The organism is Pseudomonas sp. P4_C3 (assembly GCF_056402075.1).
The window spans coordinates 1-17,802 of the sequence record NZ_JBFUIC010000093.1 but is presented as its reverse complement, the minus strand read 5'-3'; the positions used below and the strand labels follow the sequence as shown (position 1 = coordinate 17,802).

The following is a 17,802-nucleotide window of genomic DNA, read 5'->3' as shown; positions in this document are numbered from 1 at the left end:
GATCTACGACATGATCTTCACCCAACCGGTGTACTACGAATTCAAGGACCTGAAAGTGCCGACCCTGCTGTTGATCGGAACGTCCGACACTACCGCCATCGGCAGTGACATCGCCTCCCCCGAAATCAAGGCGAAGCTCGGGCACTACGAGGTCCTCGGCAAACAGGTGGCCAAGCTGATTCCCCAGTCCACGCTGGTCGAATTCCCTGGCATGGGCCACGCGCCACAGATGGAAGAACCGGCACAATTCCACCAGGCCCTGCTCGCCTGGCTGAACAAGACCAACCCCGTGCGTTGAAGAGGAAAGGCTGATGCCTGTGCAGATTGCAGTGCTTGATGATTGGCAGGATGTGGCGCGGGATGTGGTGGACTGGTCGGCGCTGGACAGCGTCGGCCAGGTGAGTTTTCTCCATGATTACCCCTCCGATAACCCAACCCTGGCCGAGCGCCTCGCCGGGTTCGAGGTGATCTGCGTGATGCGCGAGCGCACCCGTTTCGATGAAGACCTGCTGCGCCGCCTGCCGAAGCTCAAACTGCTGGTGACCGGCGGCATGCGCAACGCCGCCCTGGACCTGAAAACCGCCGCCGCGCGGGGCATACAGGTCAGCGGCACCGACAGCTACAAACACGCCGCACCGGAGCTGACCTGGGCGCTGATCATGGCCGCAACCCGCAATCTGGTGGTCGAAGCCAATGCCCTGCGTGCCGGCCAATGGCAACAAGGCCTGGGAGGCGACCTGCATGGCAAGACGCTGGYCATCCTCGGCCTGGGCAGCATCGGCCAGCGCGTCGCGCAGTTCGGTCAGGTGTTCGGCATGCGCGTGATCGCCTGGAGTGAAAACCTCACGGCCGAACGAGCAGCACAAGTCGGTGTGACCCATGTCAGCAAGCAGGAACTGTTCGAACAGGCCGACGTGCTGTCGGTGCACCTGGTGCTCAGCGACCGCAGTCGGGGCCTGGTGGACGCGCAAGCATTGGGCTGGATGAAACCCACGGCGCTGCTGGTGAACACCGCTCGCGGACCGATTGTCGATGAAGCGGCACTGATCAAGGCGCTGCAGAAACAACGGCTGGCCGGTGCCGCCCTGGACGTCTTCGAGCAGGAGCCGCTCCCTGCGCACCATCCGTTCCGGACCCTGGACAACGTGCTGGCAACACCCCATGTCGGGTACGTGAGCCAACAGAACTATCAGCTGTTTTTCTCGCAAATGATCGAGGACATTCAAGCCTGGGCGGCGGGCACACCGATTCGTCCGCTGGGTTGATAGCTCGTCACCATGCTTCGTTGGAGCACCGCCCAGATCTTGTATTCGACGAAATTCCTATGTGGGAGCGAGCCTGCTCGCGATAGCGGTGTATCAGTCGACATCAAAGTTGAATGACACTCCGCATCGCGAGCAAGCTCGCTCCCACAGGGATCTTCAGCGCACATAAAGCTGTGTAAGGCACAAAACCATGCCTGCGCCCCGATATGAGCTTTCCTTGAAAACAACGCAAGATCGCAGTGAATAATTGTTCATGCTGCGGTGTTCTCATGACATCAACCATGAGCATGAGATTGCCGGGGCAGTCAGGCCCCTTCAATTGTTCAAGCCGTTGGCTGGCTCAACCTTGCGCTGCCTCTGGCGGGGCGCGACCTGATCTGAAACGCCTGAACCTGTGGAGCAAAGCCCATGAATATTCGTTTTGCCGTTCTGATGACCCCGCTGTTGCTGACCGTTGCGTTGTCCGGCTCCCTCGTCCTGGCCAACGGTGGCGGCGGCGGTGACGACATGCCCACCAGACCCACCTGCCCGAAAGGTCAAGTGCTGGATACCCGATCGAATCGGTGCGTCAGGCAGGCCAGCAACCTGGTGCCGGACGAAGACCGCACCAACTATGCCTGGCAACTGGCCAAGGACGGACGTTACGAAGAGGCCCTGGCCCTGCTCGACACGCTGAAACAGCCAAATACAGCAAAAGCACTGAACTATCGCGGCTACGCCACGCGTAAACTGGGACGCACCGACGAAGGCATCGGCTATTACCTGCAATCGGTGAAGCTCGACCCGCAATACGCGCAAGTCCGCGAATACCTCGGCGAGGCCTATGTGATCAAAGGCCGGCTGGATCTCGCGCAGGAACAACTGCAGCAGATCAAATCCATTTGCGGCAGCACTCAATGCGAGGAGTACCAGGACCTGGCCGAAGCCATCAACGACTCATCGAAAACCTGAAAACCTGAGCGGACGGAGGTCGCCATCGCCAGCGATCAGACAATACGAACGGAACTGAACCAGCATCTGGCGCGTTTATGGCGCTACGGCCTGCTGTTGTCCCGTCAACGGCATGTTGCCGATGACCTGGTGCAGGCCACCTGCGTGCGGGCGTTGGAGCGGGCCGGGCAATTCGTGGAGGGAACGCGCATGGACCGCTGGCTGCTGAGCATTCTGCATTCGATCTGGCTCAACGAAATCCGCGCCCAGCGGGTGCGTCAGGGTCAGGGTCAGGTGGATGCCGATGAGGCCTTGTCGTTCGATGGTGAATCCGTGGCCCAGACCCATGTGTTGGCGGCACAGGTCATCCGTCGCGTCGATGCGTTGCCCGAGACCCAGCGCGAAACAGTGTTTCTCGCCTACGTCGAGGGCTTGTCCTACCGCGAAGTCGCCGACGTGCTGCAAGTGCCCATCGGCACGGTGATGAGTCGCCTGGCCGCCGCCCGGGCGAAACTGGCCGAATATCCACCGTTGCACACGGTGCCGCACCCTTACCGAGGAGAACATTGATGAGCGCGAGAACCTCGGACGAACAACTGGTGGCTTACCTCGACAACCAACTCGATGCCGAGCAGCGCTCGCACATCGACGCGGCCATCATCGCCGACCCGATGCTCGGCCTGCGCCTGCAATGGCTGGATCGCAGCAGCCTGCCGTTCAAGGACGCCTACGATGAATTGGCCCGGCAGGCGCCGGTGGATCGTCTGCAAGCCATGCTCGCGACGATGCCCTCGCCCGTCCGCCCCGGGCTCAACCGGCGCTGGTTCCTTGCCGCCGCGGCCGCACTGTTGGCCGGCGGCGTGCTGGCGGACCGGTTGTTCCTCGGCTGGCAAGCGAGCCAGCAGACCCACAACTGGCGCGGCCTGGTGGCCGATTACATGGCGCTCTACGTGCCGGAAACCCTGGATCATTTACCCGCTGATGAGGCCGCCCAGCGGGCACAACTGCGGACCATCGATGCGCGCCTGGGCCTGGACCTCGCGCCGGCAAAACTGAGCCTGCCACGTGCCGAGTTCAAGCGCGCGCAAATCCTCGAGTACGACGGTGTGCCGATCGCCCAGATCACCTACCTCGATCCGGCGCACGGCCCCATGGCGCTGTGCGTCACCCGCTCCAACAGCGGCAGCCGCCATTTCGCCCGGGAACAGCGGCGCGAGCTGAACATCGTGTATTGGGCTGACATGGAACACGCCTGGATGCTGATCGGGCATCAACCGATGACGGATCTGGAGGAGATGGCGAAGTTGTTGCGCAGTCGGTTGAGCGCTTGAAGCACAGACAATGGCTTGCGGGATCGAAAAAGACCCCGCAAGCCATCAAGTTGTCCAGATATCGACGCCCACCCTCTCAAGGTCGTGTGCCCTCGGCAGCTCTCCGTCAGCCCCCTTCGACATCGTATATTTCACTGCATCGCCAACAAGAAAACAGGCGCGACCCTCTGCGGTGATGTTGGGTCCAATCCTGATCGCCAATCTGCTATAGCCGCCATCGGGCAGGACCATCGCGAATTTTGTCGACACACTCTCGACTTTGACGTCCCGGATTGCACTGATCGTGCCTCGCCCGCTGATTTTTATTGTTGGCGCGTTCATTCTTCTCCTCCAGCCTACCGCCTTCTCTTGAGGTCGCAGACCAATGAAACGCGCAAGCGCAGCGTCTTGCTACTGTCAAAACTGACAGAAGAAGCTGCCGCTCGTCGTAATCAAGCCGAAGTCGGCAACCACAAGCGAAAGCGCGCCCCACCCAGCGGCGAGGCTTCCACCGTCAGCGTGCCACCCTGCGCCTCCAGTGCGCGGCGGCTGATCGCCAGCCCCAGACCAAATCCGCCAGTGGCGCGGTCGCGGCTGCGGTCGAGGCGGTAGAACGGCTCGAAGATCCGCTCACGCTCGTCATCCGGAATGCCGATGCCGTCATCGTCGACCCAGATCTCACAGCCGCCGGCATACACCTGCACACCGATCTGGATTCGTTTTTCGCAATAGCGCATGGCGTTGCGCAGCAGGTTTTGCAGGGCACGGGCGGTCAGGCGCGGGTCAAGGCTGAAGCGTTCGAGCTGGCCGTGCAGCAGCACGTCGATGACGATTTCCGGGGATTCCAGCTCTTCATCGACGCTACCAAGGATGCTGTCGATGAACTCATCCAGCGACACCTCGACCTGCTCCGGCAGTTGCGCCGGGTTTTGCAGGCGACTGTAGGACAGCAACTCCAGCACCAATTCATCGAGTTCCCGAATGTGCGCCACCAGGCTTTGCAGGCGCTCGCGACTGGCCGCCGGCAAGTCGTCGGACAGCGCCAGCGCCAGGCCGAAATCCAGGCGCGTCAGTGGGGTGCGCAACTCGTGGGACACCGCATTGAGCAAGTCCCGCTGCTGGTTGAGCAGGTTCTCGATGTCGCCGGCCATGGTGTCGAAAACGCTGGCCAGGCTGCCGATGTTGGAACTCGGGGAAATTTGCGTGCGCTCGCTCAAGTGGCCCTTGCCAAAGCGTTCGGCCGCGCCCTTGAGGCGTTCCAGATCACGCCAGTGCGGGCGCAGCCACAGCAACAGACACGCGAGCATGGTCGCGCCGATCAGCACGTTGATGCTCCAGTACAACAGGTTGACGTCCAGCGGATCGGGTGGCACGACCATTTGCACCACGGTGCGCTCATTCAGCGGTGCGACCGCCAGCGTGCGCCAGCCCCAGTCTCCGACGCGCACGACGTTCTCGCCGCGGCGCAAGCGCTGCTGTTCATCAGGCGTCAGGCTGCTGTCGTCATTGCCACTGAGCACGATGTGCAGTGGATTGAAGTCCTTGTCCATTTCAGCCGCCAGGGCTGTCCACTGCTCGGCCGGTGCTGCGTGAAACTGTTTGACGATCAGCGTTTGCAACCCGCGGGAGTAATCGAGGTTGTAGGTGACAAAGCGCTCGTGGAACACCTTGACCACCAGATCCGGCACCAGATAGATCGCCGCACTGAATGAAACGATGGTCACCAGGTACAAACGAAAGAGGATTCTGAACATCGGCTCAGCATTCCCATTCGGAACGGCTGAACAAGTACCCCTTGCCCCACACGGTCTTGATCTTGCGCGCCTCGCCGGCGTGGTCGTCGAATTTGYGCCGCAACTTGGAAATCGCTACGTCCACCGAACGGTCGGTGCCGTTGAACTCGATGCCGCGCAGGCGTTGCAGGATCTGGTCGCGACTCAACACCTCACCGGCATGCCGGGCCAGCACCACCAGCAGGTTGTACTCACCGCTGGACAGGTCCACCAATTGCTCGCGCCAGGTCACGGTGCGTTCGGACAAATCGATGCACAGGTTGCCCATCAGAATGCGGTCATTGGCGGTCTGCGGCTCGCTGAGGCTGCTGCGGCGCAACAAGGTTCGCACCCGGGCCAGCAGCACCCGCGGCTCACAGGGTTTGGTGACGTAGTCGTCGGCACCCATTTCCAGGCCCAGGACCTGGTCGTGGCTGTCGTCGCGGGCGGTGAGCATCAGGATCGGCAGGGTCGCCGAATCGGCGCGCAGCAGGCGACAGACTTGCAAGCCGTCAAGGCCAGGCAGCATCAGGTCGAGGATCACCAGGTCCGGCGGATTGAGCCGCGCACGTTCGCGCACATGGTCACCACGGCCGATCACGCTGACGGAATAACCGTTGCGCTCCAGGTAGCTGGCAATCAGTTCGGCGAGGGCGGTGTCGTCTTCGACCAGGAGGATGTTGGGCATTGGGTGTTTCCAGAAAGTGCTTTGGCGCCAGATACGCCGCCATCGCGAGCAAGCTCGCTCCCACAGTGGCCGGTGGTGTTCACAACATTTGTGTTCACATCAAATCCCTGTGGGAGCGAGCTTGCTCGCGATAGCAATCTATCTGGCGCAATAGAAATCAAGGACTGAAGGATATACGCCCTCACGCACACCTGAGTAAAACCCTTACACAATTTCACACAGCACCAACAAAGCTTCACCGCTACCCTCGCCGTCGCCCAGTAGGATGCTGGGAGTCTTTATTGGGGTATTACATGTCAAAGAATCTGCTTGCCAGGCTCAGTCTGATTGCTCTGGCGTTGACACTGGGTGCGTGTGACAAGTCCACGAATGCCGAGGAACAGGCGCCGCTGGCCACGGTTCGCATCGAGACCATCGAAGCGCGGCCACTGACCATCAGCAGTGAACTGAGCGGACGGATTGCTGCGCCGCGCATGGCCGAAGTGCGTGCCCGCGTGGCCGGCGTGGTCCTGCAGCGGACCTTCCGTGAAGGCAGTGACGTGAAACATGGCGATGTGTTGTTCCGCATCGACCCGGCGCCATTCAAGGCTGACCTGGACAGCGCCGAAGCGGCGTTGCGCAAGGCCGAGGCCAACGCGTTCCAGGCCAGATTGCAGGAACAGCGCTACGCCCAGTTGATCGACGACAAGGCCATCAGCGGTCAGGACTACGACAACGCCCGGGCCAACGCACGGCAGACCGCCGCCGACGTCGCCGCCAACAAGGCGGCGGTGGAGCGCGCCCGGTTGAACCTCGGTTATGCCACAGTCACGGCGCCGATTTCCGGGCGTATCGGTCGCGCACTGGTCACCGAAGGCGCGCTGGTCGGGCAGAACGAAACCACGCCGCTGGCGCTGATTCAGCAATTGAACCCGATTCACGCCGACCTGACCCAGTCCACCCGTGAACTCAACGAGCTGCGCCGCGCCTTCCGTTCCGGCCAGTTGCAGCAGGTCGGCCAGGACCAGGCCAAGGCCACGCTGATTCAGGATGACGGCAGCCTCTACCCGCTGCCGGGCAAAATGCTGTTCAGCGACATCAGCGTCGACCCGGGCACCGGCCAGATCATTCTGCGCAGTGAGTTCCCCAACCCCGACCTTGACTTGCTGCCGGGCAGTTTCGTGCGCGTGCGCCTGGAACAAGCGGTCAACCGGCAGGGCATCAGCGTGCCGCAACGGGCCATCCAGCGCGACAGCGCCGGCATCGCCCAGGTGCTGCTGCTCGACGGCGAACAGCGGGTCGGCCAGCAACCGGTCGAACTGGGCGCCGTGCAGAACGATCGCTGGATCGTCACCAGCGGCCTGAAAGCAGGCGACCGCATCGTCATCGAGGGCCTGCAGCACGCCCGCGTCGGCGAGAAAGTGCAGATCGACGACACCCCTCTTCCACTTGCCCAGGTGACTGGTCAGTAAGCAGGACGCTTTTTTATGCCGCAGTTCTTTATCGACCGCCCGGTGTTCGCCTGGGTGGTTGCCCTGTTCATCCTGCTGGCCGGTGCGCTGGCCATTCCACAACTGCCGGTGGCGCAATACCCCGATGTCGCGCCGCCACAAATCGAAATCTACGCGGTGTACCCGGGCGCTTCGGCGCAAACCGTGGACGAGAGCGTGGTCAGCCTGATCGAGGAAGAGCTCAACGGCGCCGATCACCTGCTGTATTTCGAATCCCAGAGCAGCCTCGGCAGCGCGACCATCAAGGCCACCTTCCAGCCGGGCACCAACCCGGAACTGGCTCAGGTCGATGTGCAGAACCGCCTGAAAGCCGTGGAGTCACGCCTGCCACAAGCGGTGATCCAGCAAGGTTTGCAGGTGGAGAAAGTCTCCTCCGGTTTCCTGCTGTTGATCACCCTCACCTCCAGCGACGGCAAACTCGACGACGTGGCGCTCAGCGATTACCTGGCGCGCAACGTGATGAACGAGGTCAAGCGTCTGGACGGCGTCGGCAAGGCGCAGCTGTACGGCGCCGAACGGGCGATGCGGATCTGGATCGACCCGCAGAAACTGCTCGCCTTCAACCTGACACCGGCGGACGTCAACACCGCCATCGTCGCGCAAAACGCCCAGGTGTCGGCAGGCAGCATCGGCGATCTGCCGACCCGCACCACCCAGGAAATCACCGCAACCATTCTGGTCAAGGGTCAGTTGTCGACCCCCGAAGAGTTTGCCGACATCGTCCTCAAGGCCAATGCGGACGGCTCGACCGTGCGCATCAGCGATGTGGCGCGGGTCGAGATCGGTAGCCAGGAATATCAGTTTTCCACGCGCCTGAACGGCAAGCCGTCCACCGCCGTCGCCGTGCAGTTGTCGCCCGGTGCCAACGCCCTGAACACCGCGACCCTGGTGCGGGCGAAGATGGATGAGCTGTCGCGCTACTTCCCGGCGAACGTCGAATACAAGATCCCATACGACACCTCGCCCTTCGTCAAAGTCTCGATCACCAAGGTCGTCTACACCCTCGGCGAGGCGATGTTGCTGGTGTTCGCGGTGATGTTCCTGTTCCTGCAAAACATCCGCTACACACTGATTCCGACGTTGGTAGTGCCGGTGGCGCTGATGGGCACCTTTGCAACGATGCTGGCGCTTGGATTTTCGATCAACGTGCTGACCATGTTCGGCATGGTGCTGGCCATCGGCATTCTGGTGGACGATGCCATCGTGGTGGTGGAGAACGTCGAGCGGATCATGGCCACCGAGGGCTTGTCACCCAAGGAAGCCACGCGCAAGGCCATGCGGCAGATCACCGGGGCCATCATCGGCATCACCCTGGTGCTGGTCGCGGTGTTCATTCCGATGGCGTTCATGCAGGGCTCGGTCGGAGTGATCTACCAGCAGTTCTCGCTGTCGATGGCCACGTCCATCCTGTTCTCGGCGTTCCTCGCCCTGACCTTGACCCCGGCCCTGTGCGCGACGTTGCTCAAGCCGATTGCCAAAGGCGAACACCACGAAAAGACCGGCTTCTTTGGCTGGTTCAACCGCCGCTTCGAGCAACTGACCGAACGCTATCAGGGCTGGGTGGCCTACGCGTTGAAACGCACCGGGCGCTACCTGCTGATCTACGGCGTGCTGCTGATCGGTCTGGGCTTGGCCTTCAGTCGCTTGCCCTCCTCGTTCCTGCCGGTGGAAGACCAGGGTTACACCATCACCGACATCCAGTTGCCACCGGGCGCGAGCAAGAACCGCACGGTACAGGTGGCCGAACAGGTTGAAGCGCACAACGCCGGGGAACAGGGCATTCGTGACAGCGTGGTGATTCTCGGATTCAGCTTCTCCGGCAGCGGGCAAAATGCGGCGCTGGCGTTCAGCACGCTCAAAGACTGGTCCGAGCGTGGCAGCGACGATTCGGCCAGCTCGATTGCCGACCGGGCCAACGTTGCCCTCAGCCAGATCAAGGACGCGGTGACATTTGCCGTACTGCCACCGCCCGTGGATGGCCTGGGTACATCCAGCGGATTCGAATTTCGCCTGCAGGATCGCGGCGGCCTCGGTCATGAGAAGTTGATGAAGGCTCGCACCGACCTACTCGCGGCGGCCGAAAAAAGCCCGATTCTGATGAACGTGCGCGAAAGCGCCCTGGCCGAGGCACCGCAGGTGCAACTGATCGTCGACCGCAAGCAGGCCAACGCGCTGGGTGTGTCCTTTGCCGACGTCGGCAACGTGCTGTCCACGGCCGTGGGCTCGGCCTACATCAACGACTTTCCCAATCAGGGGCGGATGCAGCGCGTCGTGGTGCAGGCCGAGGGCGACCAGCGCAGTCAGGTGGCTGACCTGCTGAAGATTCACGTGCGTAACACCCACGAAAAAATGGTGCCGTTGTCGGCCTTCGTGCAGGCCAAGTGGACTCAGGGCCCGGCGCAGTTGACCCGCTACAACGGCTACCCGGCGATCAGCATTTCCGGTGAACCGACCCCGGGCCACAGCACCGGTGAGGCCATGGCCGAGATCGAGCGGCTGGTGGCGCAAGGTCCGGCGGGCCTGGGCCAGGAATGGACCGGGTTGTCGTTGCAGGAACGGTTGTCCGGCAGCCAGGCACCGATCCTGCTTGGGCTGTCGCTGTTGATCGTGTTCCTGTGCCTGGCGGCGTTGTACGAGAGCTGGTCGATCCCGACCTCGGTGCTGCTGGTGGTGCCGCTGGGTGTGCTCGGCGCGGTGCTCGCGGTAACCTTGCGCGGGATGCCCAACGATGTGTTCTTCAAGGTCGGGCTGATCACCATCATCGGCCTGTCGGCAAAGAACGCGATCCTGATCATCGAGTTCGCCAAGAGCCTGTACGACGAAGGCCACGACCTGATCGATGCAACCCTGCAAGCGGCACGCCTGCGGTTGCGGCCGATTGTCATGACCTCACTGGCGTTCATTCTTGGCGTGGTGCCGCTGGCGTTGGCTACCGGCGCCAGTTCGGCGAGCCAGCAAGCCATCGGCACCGGGGTGATCGGCGGGATGATCACGGCGACCCTGGCCGTGGTGTTCGTGCCGGTGTTTTTTGTGGTGGTGATGAAGTTGGTGCGCAAGCGACATAAAAACACCTGACCCAACACCAGCCCCTGTGGGAGCGAGCTTGCTCGCGATGGCGCCTTGTCAGTCGATGACTGTGTTGACTGTCAGTCCGCTATCGCGAGCAAGCTCGCTCCCACAGGGGGGGCTCGGTGATTTCAAGATTGGGGTCACCTGGGCTAAGGTGTTGGCAAAGCCCCAACCCGTCGAGCCTCCATGATCTTCCTCGCGCGCACCCATCCTCGCCTCTCCGCCGCCATCCTGCTGGGCATCGCGGTGGGCATTCTGGTTCCGGCCGATTCGCTGATCAGCAAGATCCTCTTCGGCTGGAATGCCGGCGTCTGGACCTACCTGTTCCTGATGTCCTGGCTCGTTGTGCGCTCCAAAGCGGCGGATGTGAAGCGCATTGCCGAGATCGAAGACGAAAACGCCGGGCTGGTGCTGTTGGTGGTATGCATTGCGGCACTGGCCAGCCTGGCGACCATCACCTTCGAACTGGCCGGCAGCAAAGACCTGGAAACCACCCGAAAGCTCCTGCATTACGGCTTCACAGCGCTGACGGTGATCGGTTCGTGGCTGCTGATCGGGGTGATTTTCAGCGTGCACTACGCGCGCCTGTTTTACACCTGGGAAGGCAAAGAGCCGGCGCTGCGTTTTGCTGAAGGCCTGACGACGCCCAATTACTGGGACTTCCTGTACTTCTCGTTCACCGTCGGCGTCGCGGTACAAACCTCGGATGTCGGGGTGGCCACCCGTGACTTGCGCAAGATCGTGCTCGCGCAGTCGCTGATCGGGTTTCTGTTCAACACGGCCATTCTCGGGTTCTCGATCAACATCGCCGCCGGGCTGTTCAACTGAAAGCTGCACAAACGTTCTAGTCATCACCCACGGCGCGAGCGTTAAATGGGTCGGTCAATCCGCCGTGCAGGTGCAGCATGACTTCTCACAACTGGCTCGATCTGGCCCAGGATGCCGACACCGGCATCGAGACCCTGCGCGCGCATTTCGAAGGTCACGCCTATGATCCGCACTGGCATGACAGCTATCTGGTGGGCGTCACCGAGCAAGGGGTCCAGCAATTCAATTGCAGACGGGCCAGGCACCAGAGCACGCCGGGCAAGGTGTTTTTGCTCGAGCCCGGCGATATCCATGATGGTGAAGCGCCGACCGCGGACGGATTCACCTACCGCATGTTGTACCTCGACCCGCAGTGGTTGCAGCGCGAACTCAGCGCCGTGTTCGACCATGCCCCCGACAACAACCAGCTGAGCTTCGCCGCCACCCTGGCCAGCGATGCGCGCCTGGCCCAGGCCACCAGCCTGGCGTTTGAAACCCTGCATCGCGGTGAACTGAAGATCGTCCGCCAGTCCGCCCTCGACGGTTTGCTCGAACGCCTGACCAGCCATTTGCACTGGCGCGCCCGCGATGGCCAGGACCCGCGTCTGCCGCGAGTGGCACAGAAAGCCCGGGAATACCTGCATGCCAACGCGCAATACGACATCGGCCTCGATCAACTGGCCGCTGTCACAGGCGTCGACCGCTTCCGCCTGACCCGCGCGTTCAAGGCTGCCTATGGCATGGCGCCCCACGCGTATCTGGTGCAACTGCGCCTGGCCACCGCCCGCCGCCTGCTGGCCCGTGGCGAACAACCGGCGGCGGTGGCAATGGCGCTGGGCTTTGCCGATCAGAGCCATCTGGGGCGCTGGTTCATGCGCGCCTACGGCCTGACGCCGGCGCTGTACCGCAAGCGCTGCTCAAATCTTCCAGACAGATAAGCCCGGGATTGTGAAGATCGACTTCACTGATCTTCACCGGAGTTAACCCGCGATGCTGCCCTCGTTCCCGACTTTGTTGCCTTTCCTGCTGTTTGCCTTCGTAGCCTCGATCACCCCCGGCCCGACCAATATTCTGGTGCTGAGCAACAGCGCTCGATACGGGTGGGTCGCGGCTGTGCCGATCATCGTCGGCGCCTGTGCCAGCGCGGCGACCCTGGTGTGGCTGGTGGGTACGGGGGTCGGGTCATCATTGACTGCGTGGCCCGTGGTGCAAAACGTCATGCAATGGGCCGGTGTGGCGTGGCTGAGCTATCTGGCCTGGCAGATTTACAGCGCCCCGACAACGGCCATTGCCGCCAGCCATAGCCAGGCGCGCCTCGGATGGAGGGGGGCCGCCAGCCTGCAACTGATCAACCCGAAAACCTGGATGATGGCGCTGGCGGTGGTCAGTGTATTTGCCGGGGCTGGCGATCATCACGCCGTGCAAGTGATGTATTTGTCGCTGGTGTTTTTTCTGGTTTCCCTGCCATGCCTCGCGGTCTGGGCGCTGCTCGGTGCCGGTTCAAGCCGCTGGTTGCGCTCACCCCGTGCCATGCAACGCTTCAATCGCTGCATGGGCCTGTTATTGCTGGGTTCTGCGTGGTTGAGCGTGTTGGCCTGAGCGCCACTTGTCGGTGATTGTTCGACAAAAAACCATCCGGGGCTTGACGGCGAATTAACTTTTGGTGTCTTCTGAAACCGGTTTCAGTGCGATCTCACGAAGCACTCGACCTTATAAATCCAATAAGAAGGTTTCAGACCGTGAATGATTTCTCCGCCGCCCAGCGCAGCCGCGTGACCATGCTCGACGTGGCCGAACACGCCAAGGTCTCCAAGGCCAGCGTTTCGCGGTTCATTGGCGATGATCGCGCTCTGCTCTCCGATGCCATTGCCCAGCGCATCGAACAGGCAATTGCCGAACTCGGCTATCGCCCGAACCAGATGGCCCGCGGCCTGAAACGCGGGCGCACCCGCCTGATCGGCATGCTGGTGGCCGACATCCGCAACCCTTATTCAATTGCCGTGATGCACGGGGTGGAAACCGCCTGCCGTCAGCACGGCTATAGCCTGGTGGTGTGCAACACCGACCGCGACGACGAGCAGGAGCGCCAGCACCTGGCCCTGCTGCGCTCGTACAACATCGAAGGCCTGATCGTGAACACCCTCGGTCATCACCGTGATCAATTGCACGAACTGCACCGGGAAATGCCCCTGGTACTGGTGGATCGCAAGGTCGAGCACCTCGAAAGCGATATGGTCGGGCTGAACAACCCTGCGGCGGTCGAGATGGCCCTCGCCCATCTTCAAGAGCGCGGTTATCGCGATGTGTTGCTGGTCACCGAGCCGTTCGACGGCACCAGTTCGCGAATCGAGCGGGTCACCAGCTTCAAGGCGCAAATAGAGCAACGCCCGGCGCTTCGCGGCACGCACATCGAAACCGGCAGCGAACTGACCGCCCAACTGAAAACCTTCCTCGACACGCCTGGCCCCGGCCCGAAAGCGCTGTTCTGCGCCAACGGGATCGCGGCGCTGGCCAGCACCCATGCGTTGCGTGAACTCCAGTGCAACCTGTTCGATGATGTGGGGTTGATCGCCCTCGATGACCTGGATTGGTACCCGTTGGTGGGCAGCGGCATTACCGCCCTCGCTCAGCCGACCACCGAGATGGGCGCCAGCGCGTTTGAGTGTCTGCTCAAGCGGCTGCGCGGGGATGACGGGGCGGTGCGGACGCTGGATTTTTCGGCGCGGCTGGTTGTTAGAGGGTCGACCCTTGGAAATTTTCGTTGAATGTTCCGGCGCCATCGCGAGCAGGCTCGCTCCTACAATGGGCCTGTATTCACAAATCTACTGTAGGAGCGGGCTTGCCCGCGAAGGGGCCCCGAAGAACAGCACAAATTCACAGCCATTTTTTTTGAACAAAAATGAAACCGGTTTCAGAGGTACAAAAACAATGAACAGACCAGCCGTTTCCATCAGCCTTTCCAGCTACGGTGCCGACCTTGTGCGTCAACGCGGCCAGGGCAGCTTCATCGAGATTCTCGCCGCCGCCGGCGCCACGCGCATTGAGTGGCGTGAAGAATTACTGACCATCGAGGACCCCGCTCAACTGGCCGATGCCACTCAAGCAGAAGGCCTGCAGAGCGTGTATTCATCACCAATGGAGCTATGGCTGGCCGGGCAATCCAGGCCCAACCCCGAACTGATCACGGCCCTGCAACGCGCCCAGGCGTTCGGCGCCAAATGGCTGAAAGTGTCGTTGGGCTATTTCACCGACAACAGCGATCTGCAAACCCTCGCCCGGGTGCTGGGCGAGAGCGCCGTGCAGTTGCTGGTGGAAAACGACCAGACCCTGCACGGCGGCCGCATTGAACCCTTCCAGCGTTTTTTCGCGGACGTCGAGCAGCACGAGCTGCCGATCAAAATGACCTTCGATATCGGCAATTGGCACTGGCAGGACCAGTCCGCCGCCAGCGCCGCGCGGTTGCTCGGTCGTCACGTCGGTTATGTGCACTGCAAAGCGGTCACGCGTCGTGCCGACGGCAAACTGGTGGCCATCGCGCCCGCCGTCAGTGACTTGCAACAGTGGGAACACCTGCTGCAGCACATGGCCCAGGGCGTTATGCGGGCCGCGGAATATCCGCTGCAAGGCGATGACCTGGTGCAACTGACCACCGAGCACGTCGCTGCCCTCGCCCACCTCGGCCAATCGCAGCTGGAGAGTGCTCATGTCTGAGATCGATATTCTGTCCTTCGGCGAGACCATGGCGATGTTCGTCGCCGAGCAGGCGGGTGATCTGGCCAGCGTCGGCGCTTTTCACAAACGCATTGCCGGGGCTGACAGCAATGTCGCCATTGGCCTTTCCCGACTGGGCTTCAACGTGGCATGGCTGAGCCGTGTCGGTGCCGACTCGCTGGGCCGGTTCGTGGTCGACACCCTGGAAAAAGAAGGCCTGGATTGCCGCCACGTCGATATCGACACCGCCCACCCGACCGGTTTTCAACTCAAGTCCCGCACTGACGATGGCAGCGATCCGGTGGTCGAGTACTTCCGCCGTGGTTCGGCGGCCAGTCACCTGTCGCCGCACTCGATCGTGCCCCAATTGCTCAAGGCCCGACACCTGCACGCCACCGGCATTCCCCCGGCGCTGTCGGAGTCGGCGCGGCAGATGTCGTTCGAATTGATGACCCGTATGCGCGAGGCCGGGTGCAGTGTGTCCTTCGACCCGAACCTGCGCCCGAGCCTGTGGGCCAGCGAGCAACAAATGATCACCGAGATCAACCGCCTCGCTGCCCTCGCCCATTGGGTGCTGCCGGGGTTGAGCGAAGGTCGCTTGCTGACCGGTTTCGAAGATCCGGCCGACATCGCCTCCTTCTACCTTGACCAAGGCGCCGAAGCCGTGGCGATCAAACTTGGCCCGCACGGTGCTTACTACCGCACACAATTTGATCAAGGTTTCGTGGCTGGGGTGCCGGTGGAAACTGTGGTCGATACGGTGGGTGCCGGCGATGGGTTTGCCGTCGGCATGATCAGCGCGCTGTTGGAAAACCAAAGCGTTGTCGAGGCCGTGCAACGCGCCAACTGGATTGGCAGCCGTGCGGTGCAGAGCCGGGGGGATATGGAGGGGTTGCCGATCCGATCCGAAATGGTCAGCGAATTTGAGGCCGCCATCGCGAGCAAGCTCGCTCCTACAGAGGATTTGTGTCGAACGTAGATCCAACGTAGGAGCGAGCCTGCTCGCGATGAGGCCAGCACAGTCACTGAAGATTCAAACCGTTACCTGCTGCGACAAAAACAACAAGCTCAGGAGCACCACCATGAAAACCGCAACGCTCGCCACCCGCCGCTGGTGGTACATCATGCCCATCGTGTTCATCACCTATAGCCTGGCGTATCTGGATCGCGCCAACTATGGGTTCGCCGCCGCGTCCGGCATGGCGGCGGACCTGATGATCACACCAGGCCTGTCGTCGATGCTCGGCGCGCTGTTCTTCCTCGGCTACTTTTTCTTCCAGGTACCCGGCGCGATCTACGCGCAGAAACACAGCGTGAAGAAGCTGATTTTCGTCAGCCTGATCCTCTGGGGCGGCCTGGCGACGTTGACCGGGATCGTCTCCAACGCCTACTGGCTGATCGTCATCCGCTTCATGCTCGGCGTGGTCGAAGCGGCAGTGATGCCGGCGATGCTGATCTACCTGTGCCACTGGTTCACCCGCGCCGAACGCTCGCGGGCCAACACCTTCCTGATCCTCGGCAACCCGGTGACCATGCTCTGGATGTCGGTGGTCTCGGGCTATCTGGTGCAACACTACAGCTGGCGTTGGATGTTCATCGTCGAAGGTTTGCCAGCGGTGTTGTGGGCATTCATCTGGTGGCGCCTGGCCGATGATCGTCCATCACAAGCCAAGTGGCTCAACGATCAGGAAAAACAGGACCTGGAAAGCGCACTGGCCGCCGAACAGGTCGGCATCAAGGCCGTGAAGAACTACGCCGAAGCGTTCCGCTCACCCAAAGTGATCATCCTGGCCCTGCAGTTTTTCTGCTGGAGCATTGGCGTGTACGGTTTCGTGTTGTGGCTGCCATCGATCCTCAAGGCCGGCGCGCAGATGGACATGATTCAGGCCGGCTGGCTGTCGGCGCTGCCGTACCTGGCGGCGGTGATCGGCATGCTGCTGGTGTCCTGGGGTTCGGACAAGCTGCAAAAACGTAAACGTTTCGTCTGGCCGCCACTGCTGATTGCCTCGATTGCCTTCTATGGTTCCTACGCCTTGGGTGCCGAACACTTCTGGTGGTCCTACACCCTGCTGGTGATTGCCGGCGCCTGCATGTACGCGCCTTACGGACCGTTCTTCGCAATCATTCCGGAGATCCTCCCGGCCAACGTCGCGGGCGGCGCCATGGCGCTGATCAACAGCATGGGCGCCCTCGGTTCCTTTGGCGGTTCCTATCTGGTCGGTTACCTGAACAGCTCTACCGGCTCGCCCGGCGCCTCGTACCTGTTGATGAGCGGCGCGCTGATGTTCTCGGTGCTGCTGACCATTTTCCTCAAGCCCGGCGCCAGCGATCGGGAGCGGCCCACGGCCACAGTAACGCGCACCGCCACGGCACATTCCTGAATTGAAGTTGAGATCCCGAAGATGAAAAAGCAGGTCGTCCTGTACAAGAAACTCTCGCCGCTGCTGATGGCTCGCCTGCACGAGCAGGCCGAAGTGACGCTGATCGAAAGCCTTGATGCCGAGGGCCTGGGCAAACTGCGCGATGCCCTGCCCCGCGCCCACGGTTTGCTGGGTGCCAGCCTGAAACTGGATGCCGAATTGCTCGATCTGGCACCCAACCTTCAAGCCATTGCCAGCGTCTCGGTGGGTGTCGATAACTACGACATCGACTACCTGAGCGAGCGGCGCATCCTGCTCAGCAACACGCCGGATGTATTGACAGAAACCACCGCCGACACTGGTTTCGCGCTGATCCTGGCAACGGCCCGGCGCGTAGTGG

18 protein-coding genes are annotated in these 17,802 nt (G+C 61.8%); 15 read left to right on the top strand and 3 right to left on the bottom strand.

Annotated elements, in window-relative coordinates; genetic code table 11:
• From AC1DVH_RS16375 to AC1DVH_RS16355, 5 genes are all read left to right on the top strand, one after another.
• A partial coding sequence (locus AC1DVH_RS16375) for an alpha/beta fold hydrolase (protein WP_477754689.1) occupies window positions 1-298 on the top strand: 298 nt, incomplete at its 5' end.
• A 13-nt stretch (window positions 299-311) separates the two neighbouring features.
• Window positions 312-1,265: a D-2-hydroxyacid dehydrogenase family protein gene (locus tag AC1DVH_RS16370; RefSeq protein ID WP_477754688.1), complete on the top strand. Its 954-nt coding sequence runs from the start codon at window positions 312-314 to the stop codon at window positions 1,263-1,265.
• 408 nt (window positions 1,266-1,673) lie between these two features.
• Complete coding sequence (locus AC1DVH_RS16365; protein WP_477754687.1) at window positions 1,674-2,216, top strand: tetratricopeptide repeat protein; 543 nt, start codon at window positions 1,674-1,676, stop codon at window positions 2,214-2,216.
• 66 nt (window positions 2,217-2,282) lie between these two features.
• Window positions 2,283-2,765, top strand: a complete 483-nt coding sequence (locus AC1DVH_RS16360) for an RNA polymerase sigma factor (RefSeq protein ID WP_477754690.1) — start codon at window positions 2,283-2,285, stop codon at window positions 2,763-2,765.
• A complete protein-coding gene (locus tag AC1DVH_RS16355) occupies window positions 2,765-3,526 on the top strand; it encodes an anti-sigma factor (protein WP_477754686.1) in 762 nt (253 codons plus the stop codon). Before AC1DVH_RS16360 ends, AC1DVH_RS16355 begins: the two co-directional genes overlap by 1 nt.
• Before the next feature lie 45 nt (window positions 3,527-3,571).
• Here AC1DVH_RS16355 and AC1DVH_RS16350 read toward each other — a convergent pair whose 3' ends face one another.
• The 3 genes from AC1DVH_RS16350 to AC1DVH_RS16340 all read right to left on the bottom strand — a co-directional run bounded on the left by AC1DVH_RS16350 (window position 3,572) and on the right by AC1DVH_RS16340 (window position 5,965).
• Window positions 3,572-3,847 (bottom strand): hypothetical protein, encoded by a 276-nt coding sequence (locus AC1DVH_RS16350; protein WP_477754685.1) that lies wholly within the window; start codon window positions 3,845-3,847, stop codon window positions 3,572-3,574.
• A 110-nt stretch (window positions 3,848-3,957) separates the two neighbouring features.
• A complete protein-coding gene (locus AC1DVH_RS16345; RefSeq protein ID WP_477754684.1) occupies window positions 3,958-5,259 on the bottom strand; it encodes an ATP-binding protein in 1,302 nt (433 codons plus the stop codon).
• A 4-nt stretch (window positions 5,260-5,263) separates the two neighbouring features.
• Entirely contained in the window at window positions 5,264-5,965 is a 702-nt protein-coding gene (locus AC1DVH_RS16340; protein WP_477754683.1) for a response regulator, read from the bottom strand.
• Between the two features lie 293 nt (window positions 5,966-6,258).
• On the opposite strand from AC1DVH_RS16340, the gene AC1DVH_RS16335 reads away from it, so the two are divergent.
• The 10 genes from AC1DVH_RS16335 to AC1DVH_RS16290 form a co-directional block, all read left to right on the top strand.
• Window positions 6,259-7,416, top strand: a complete 1,158-nt coding sequence (locus AC1DVH_RS16335; RefSeq protein ID WP_477754682.1) for an efflux RND transporter periplasmic adaptor subunit — start codon at window positions 6,259-6,261, stop codon at window positions 7,414-7,416.
• 15 nt (window positions 7,417-7,431) lie between these two features.
• A complete protein-coding gene (locus AC1DVH_RS16330) occupies window positions 7,432-10,530 on the top strand; it encodes a multidrug efflux RND transporter permease subunit (protein WP_477754681.1) in 3,099 nt (1,032 codons plus the stop codon).
• Window positions 10,531-10,710: 180 nt separating this feature from the next.
• Complete coding sequence (locus AC1DVH_RS16325; protein WP_477754680.1) at window positions 10,711-11,352, top strand: DUF1345 domain-containing protein; 642 nt, start codon at window positions 10,711-10,713, stop codon at window positions 11,350-11,352.
• Between the two features lie 77 nt (window positions 11,353-11,429).
• Window positions 11,430-12,269, top strand: a complete 840-nt coding sequence (locus AC1DVH_RS16320) for an AraC family transcriptional regulator (RefSeq protein ID WP_477754679.1) — start codon at window positions 11,430-11,432, stop codon at window positions 12,267-12,269.
• A gap of 52 nt (window positions 12,270-12,321) precedes the next feature.
• On the top strand, window positions 12,322-12,930 hold the full coding sequence (locus tag AC1DVH_RS16315; protein WP_477754678.1) for a LysE family translocator: 609 nt from the start codon (window positions 12,322-12,324) through the stop codon (window positions 12,928-12,930).
• 140 nt (window positions 12,931-13,070) lie between these two features.
• Window positions 13,071-14,096 carry a LacI family DNA-binding transcriptional regulator gene (locus AC1DVH_RS16310; protein WP_477754677.1) on the top strand — a complete coding sequence of 342 codons (1,026 nt, stop codon included), beginning with the start codon at window positions 13,071-13,073 and terminating at the stop codon, window positions 14,094-14,096.
• A 163-nt stretch (window positions 14,097-14,259) separates the two neighbouring features.
• Window positions 14,260-15,042: a sugar phosphate isomerase/epimerase family protein gene (locus AC1DVH_RS16305; RefSeq protein WP_477754676.1), complete on the top strand. Its 783-nt coding sequence runs from the start codon at window positions 14,260-14,262 to the stop codon at window positions 15,040-15,042.
• Window positions 15,035-16,021: a sugar kinase gene (locus tag AC1DVH_RS16300; protein WP_477754675.1), complete on the top strand. Its 987-nt coding sequence runs from the start codon at window positions 15,035-15,037 to the stop codon at window positions 16,019-16,021. Before AC1DVH_RS16305 ends, AC1DVH_RS16300 begins: the two co-directional genes overlap by 8 nt.
• 103 nt (window positions 16,022-16,124) lie before the next feature.
• Window positions 16,125-17,423 (top strand): MFS transporter, encoded by a 1,299-nt coding sequence (locus AC1DVH_RS16295; protein WP_477754674.1) that lies wholly within the window; start codon window positions 16,125-16,127, stop codon window positions 17,421-17,423.
• A 21-nt stretch (window positions 17,424-17,444) separates the two neighbouring features.
• Window positions 17,445-17,802, top strand: a 358-nt coding sequence (locus AC1DVH_RS16290; protein ID WP_477754673.1) for a Rossmann-fold NAD(P)-binding domain-containing protein, incomplete at its 3' end; no start/stop codon positions are given.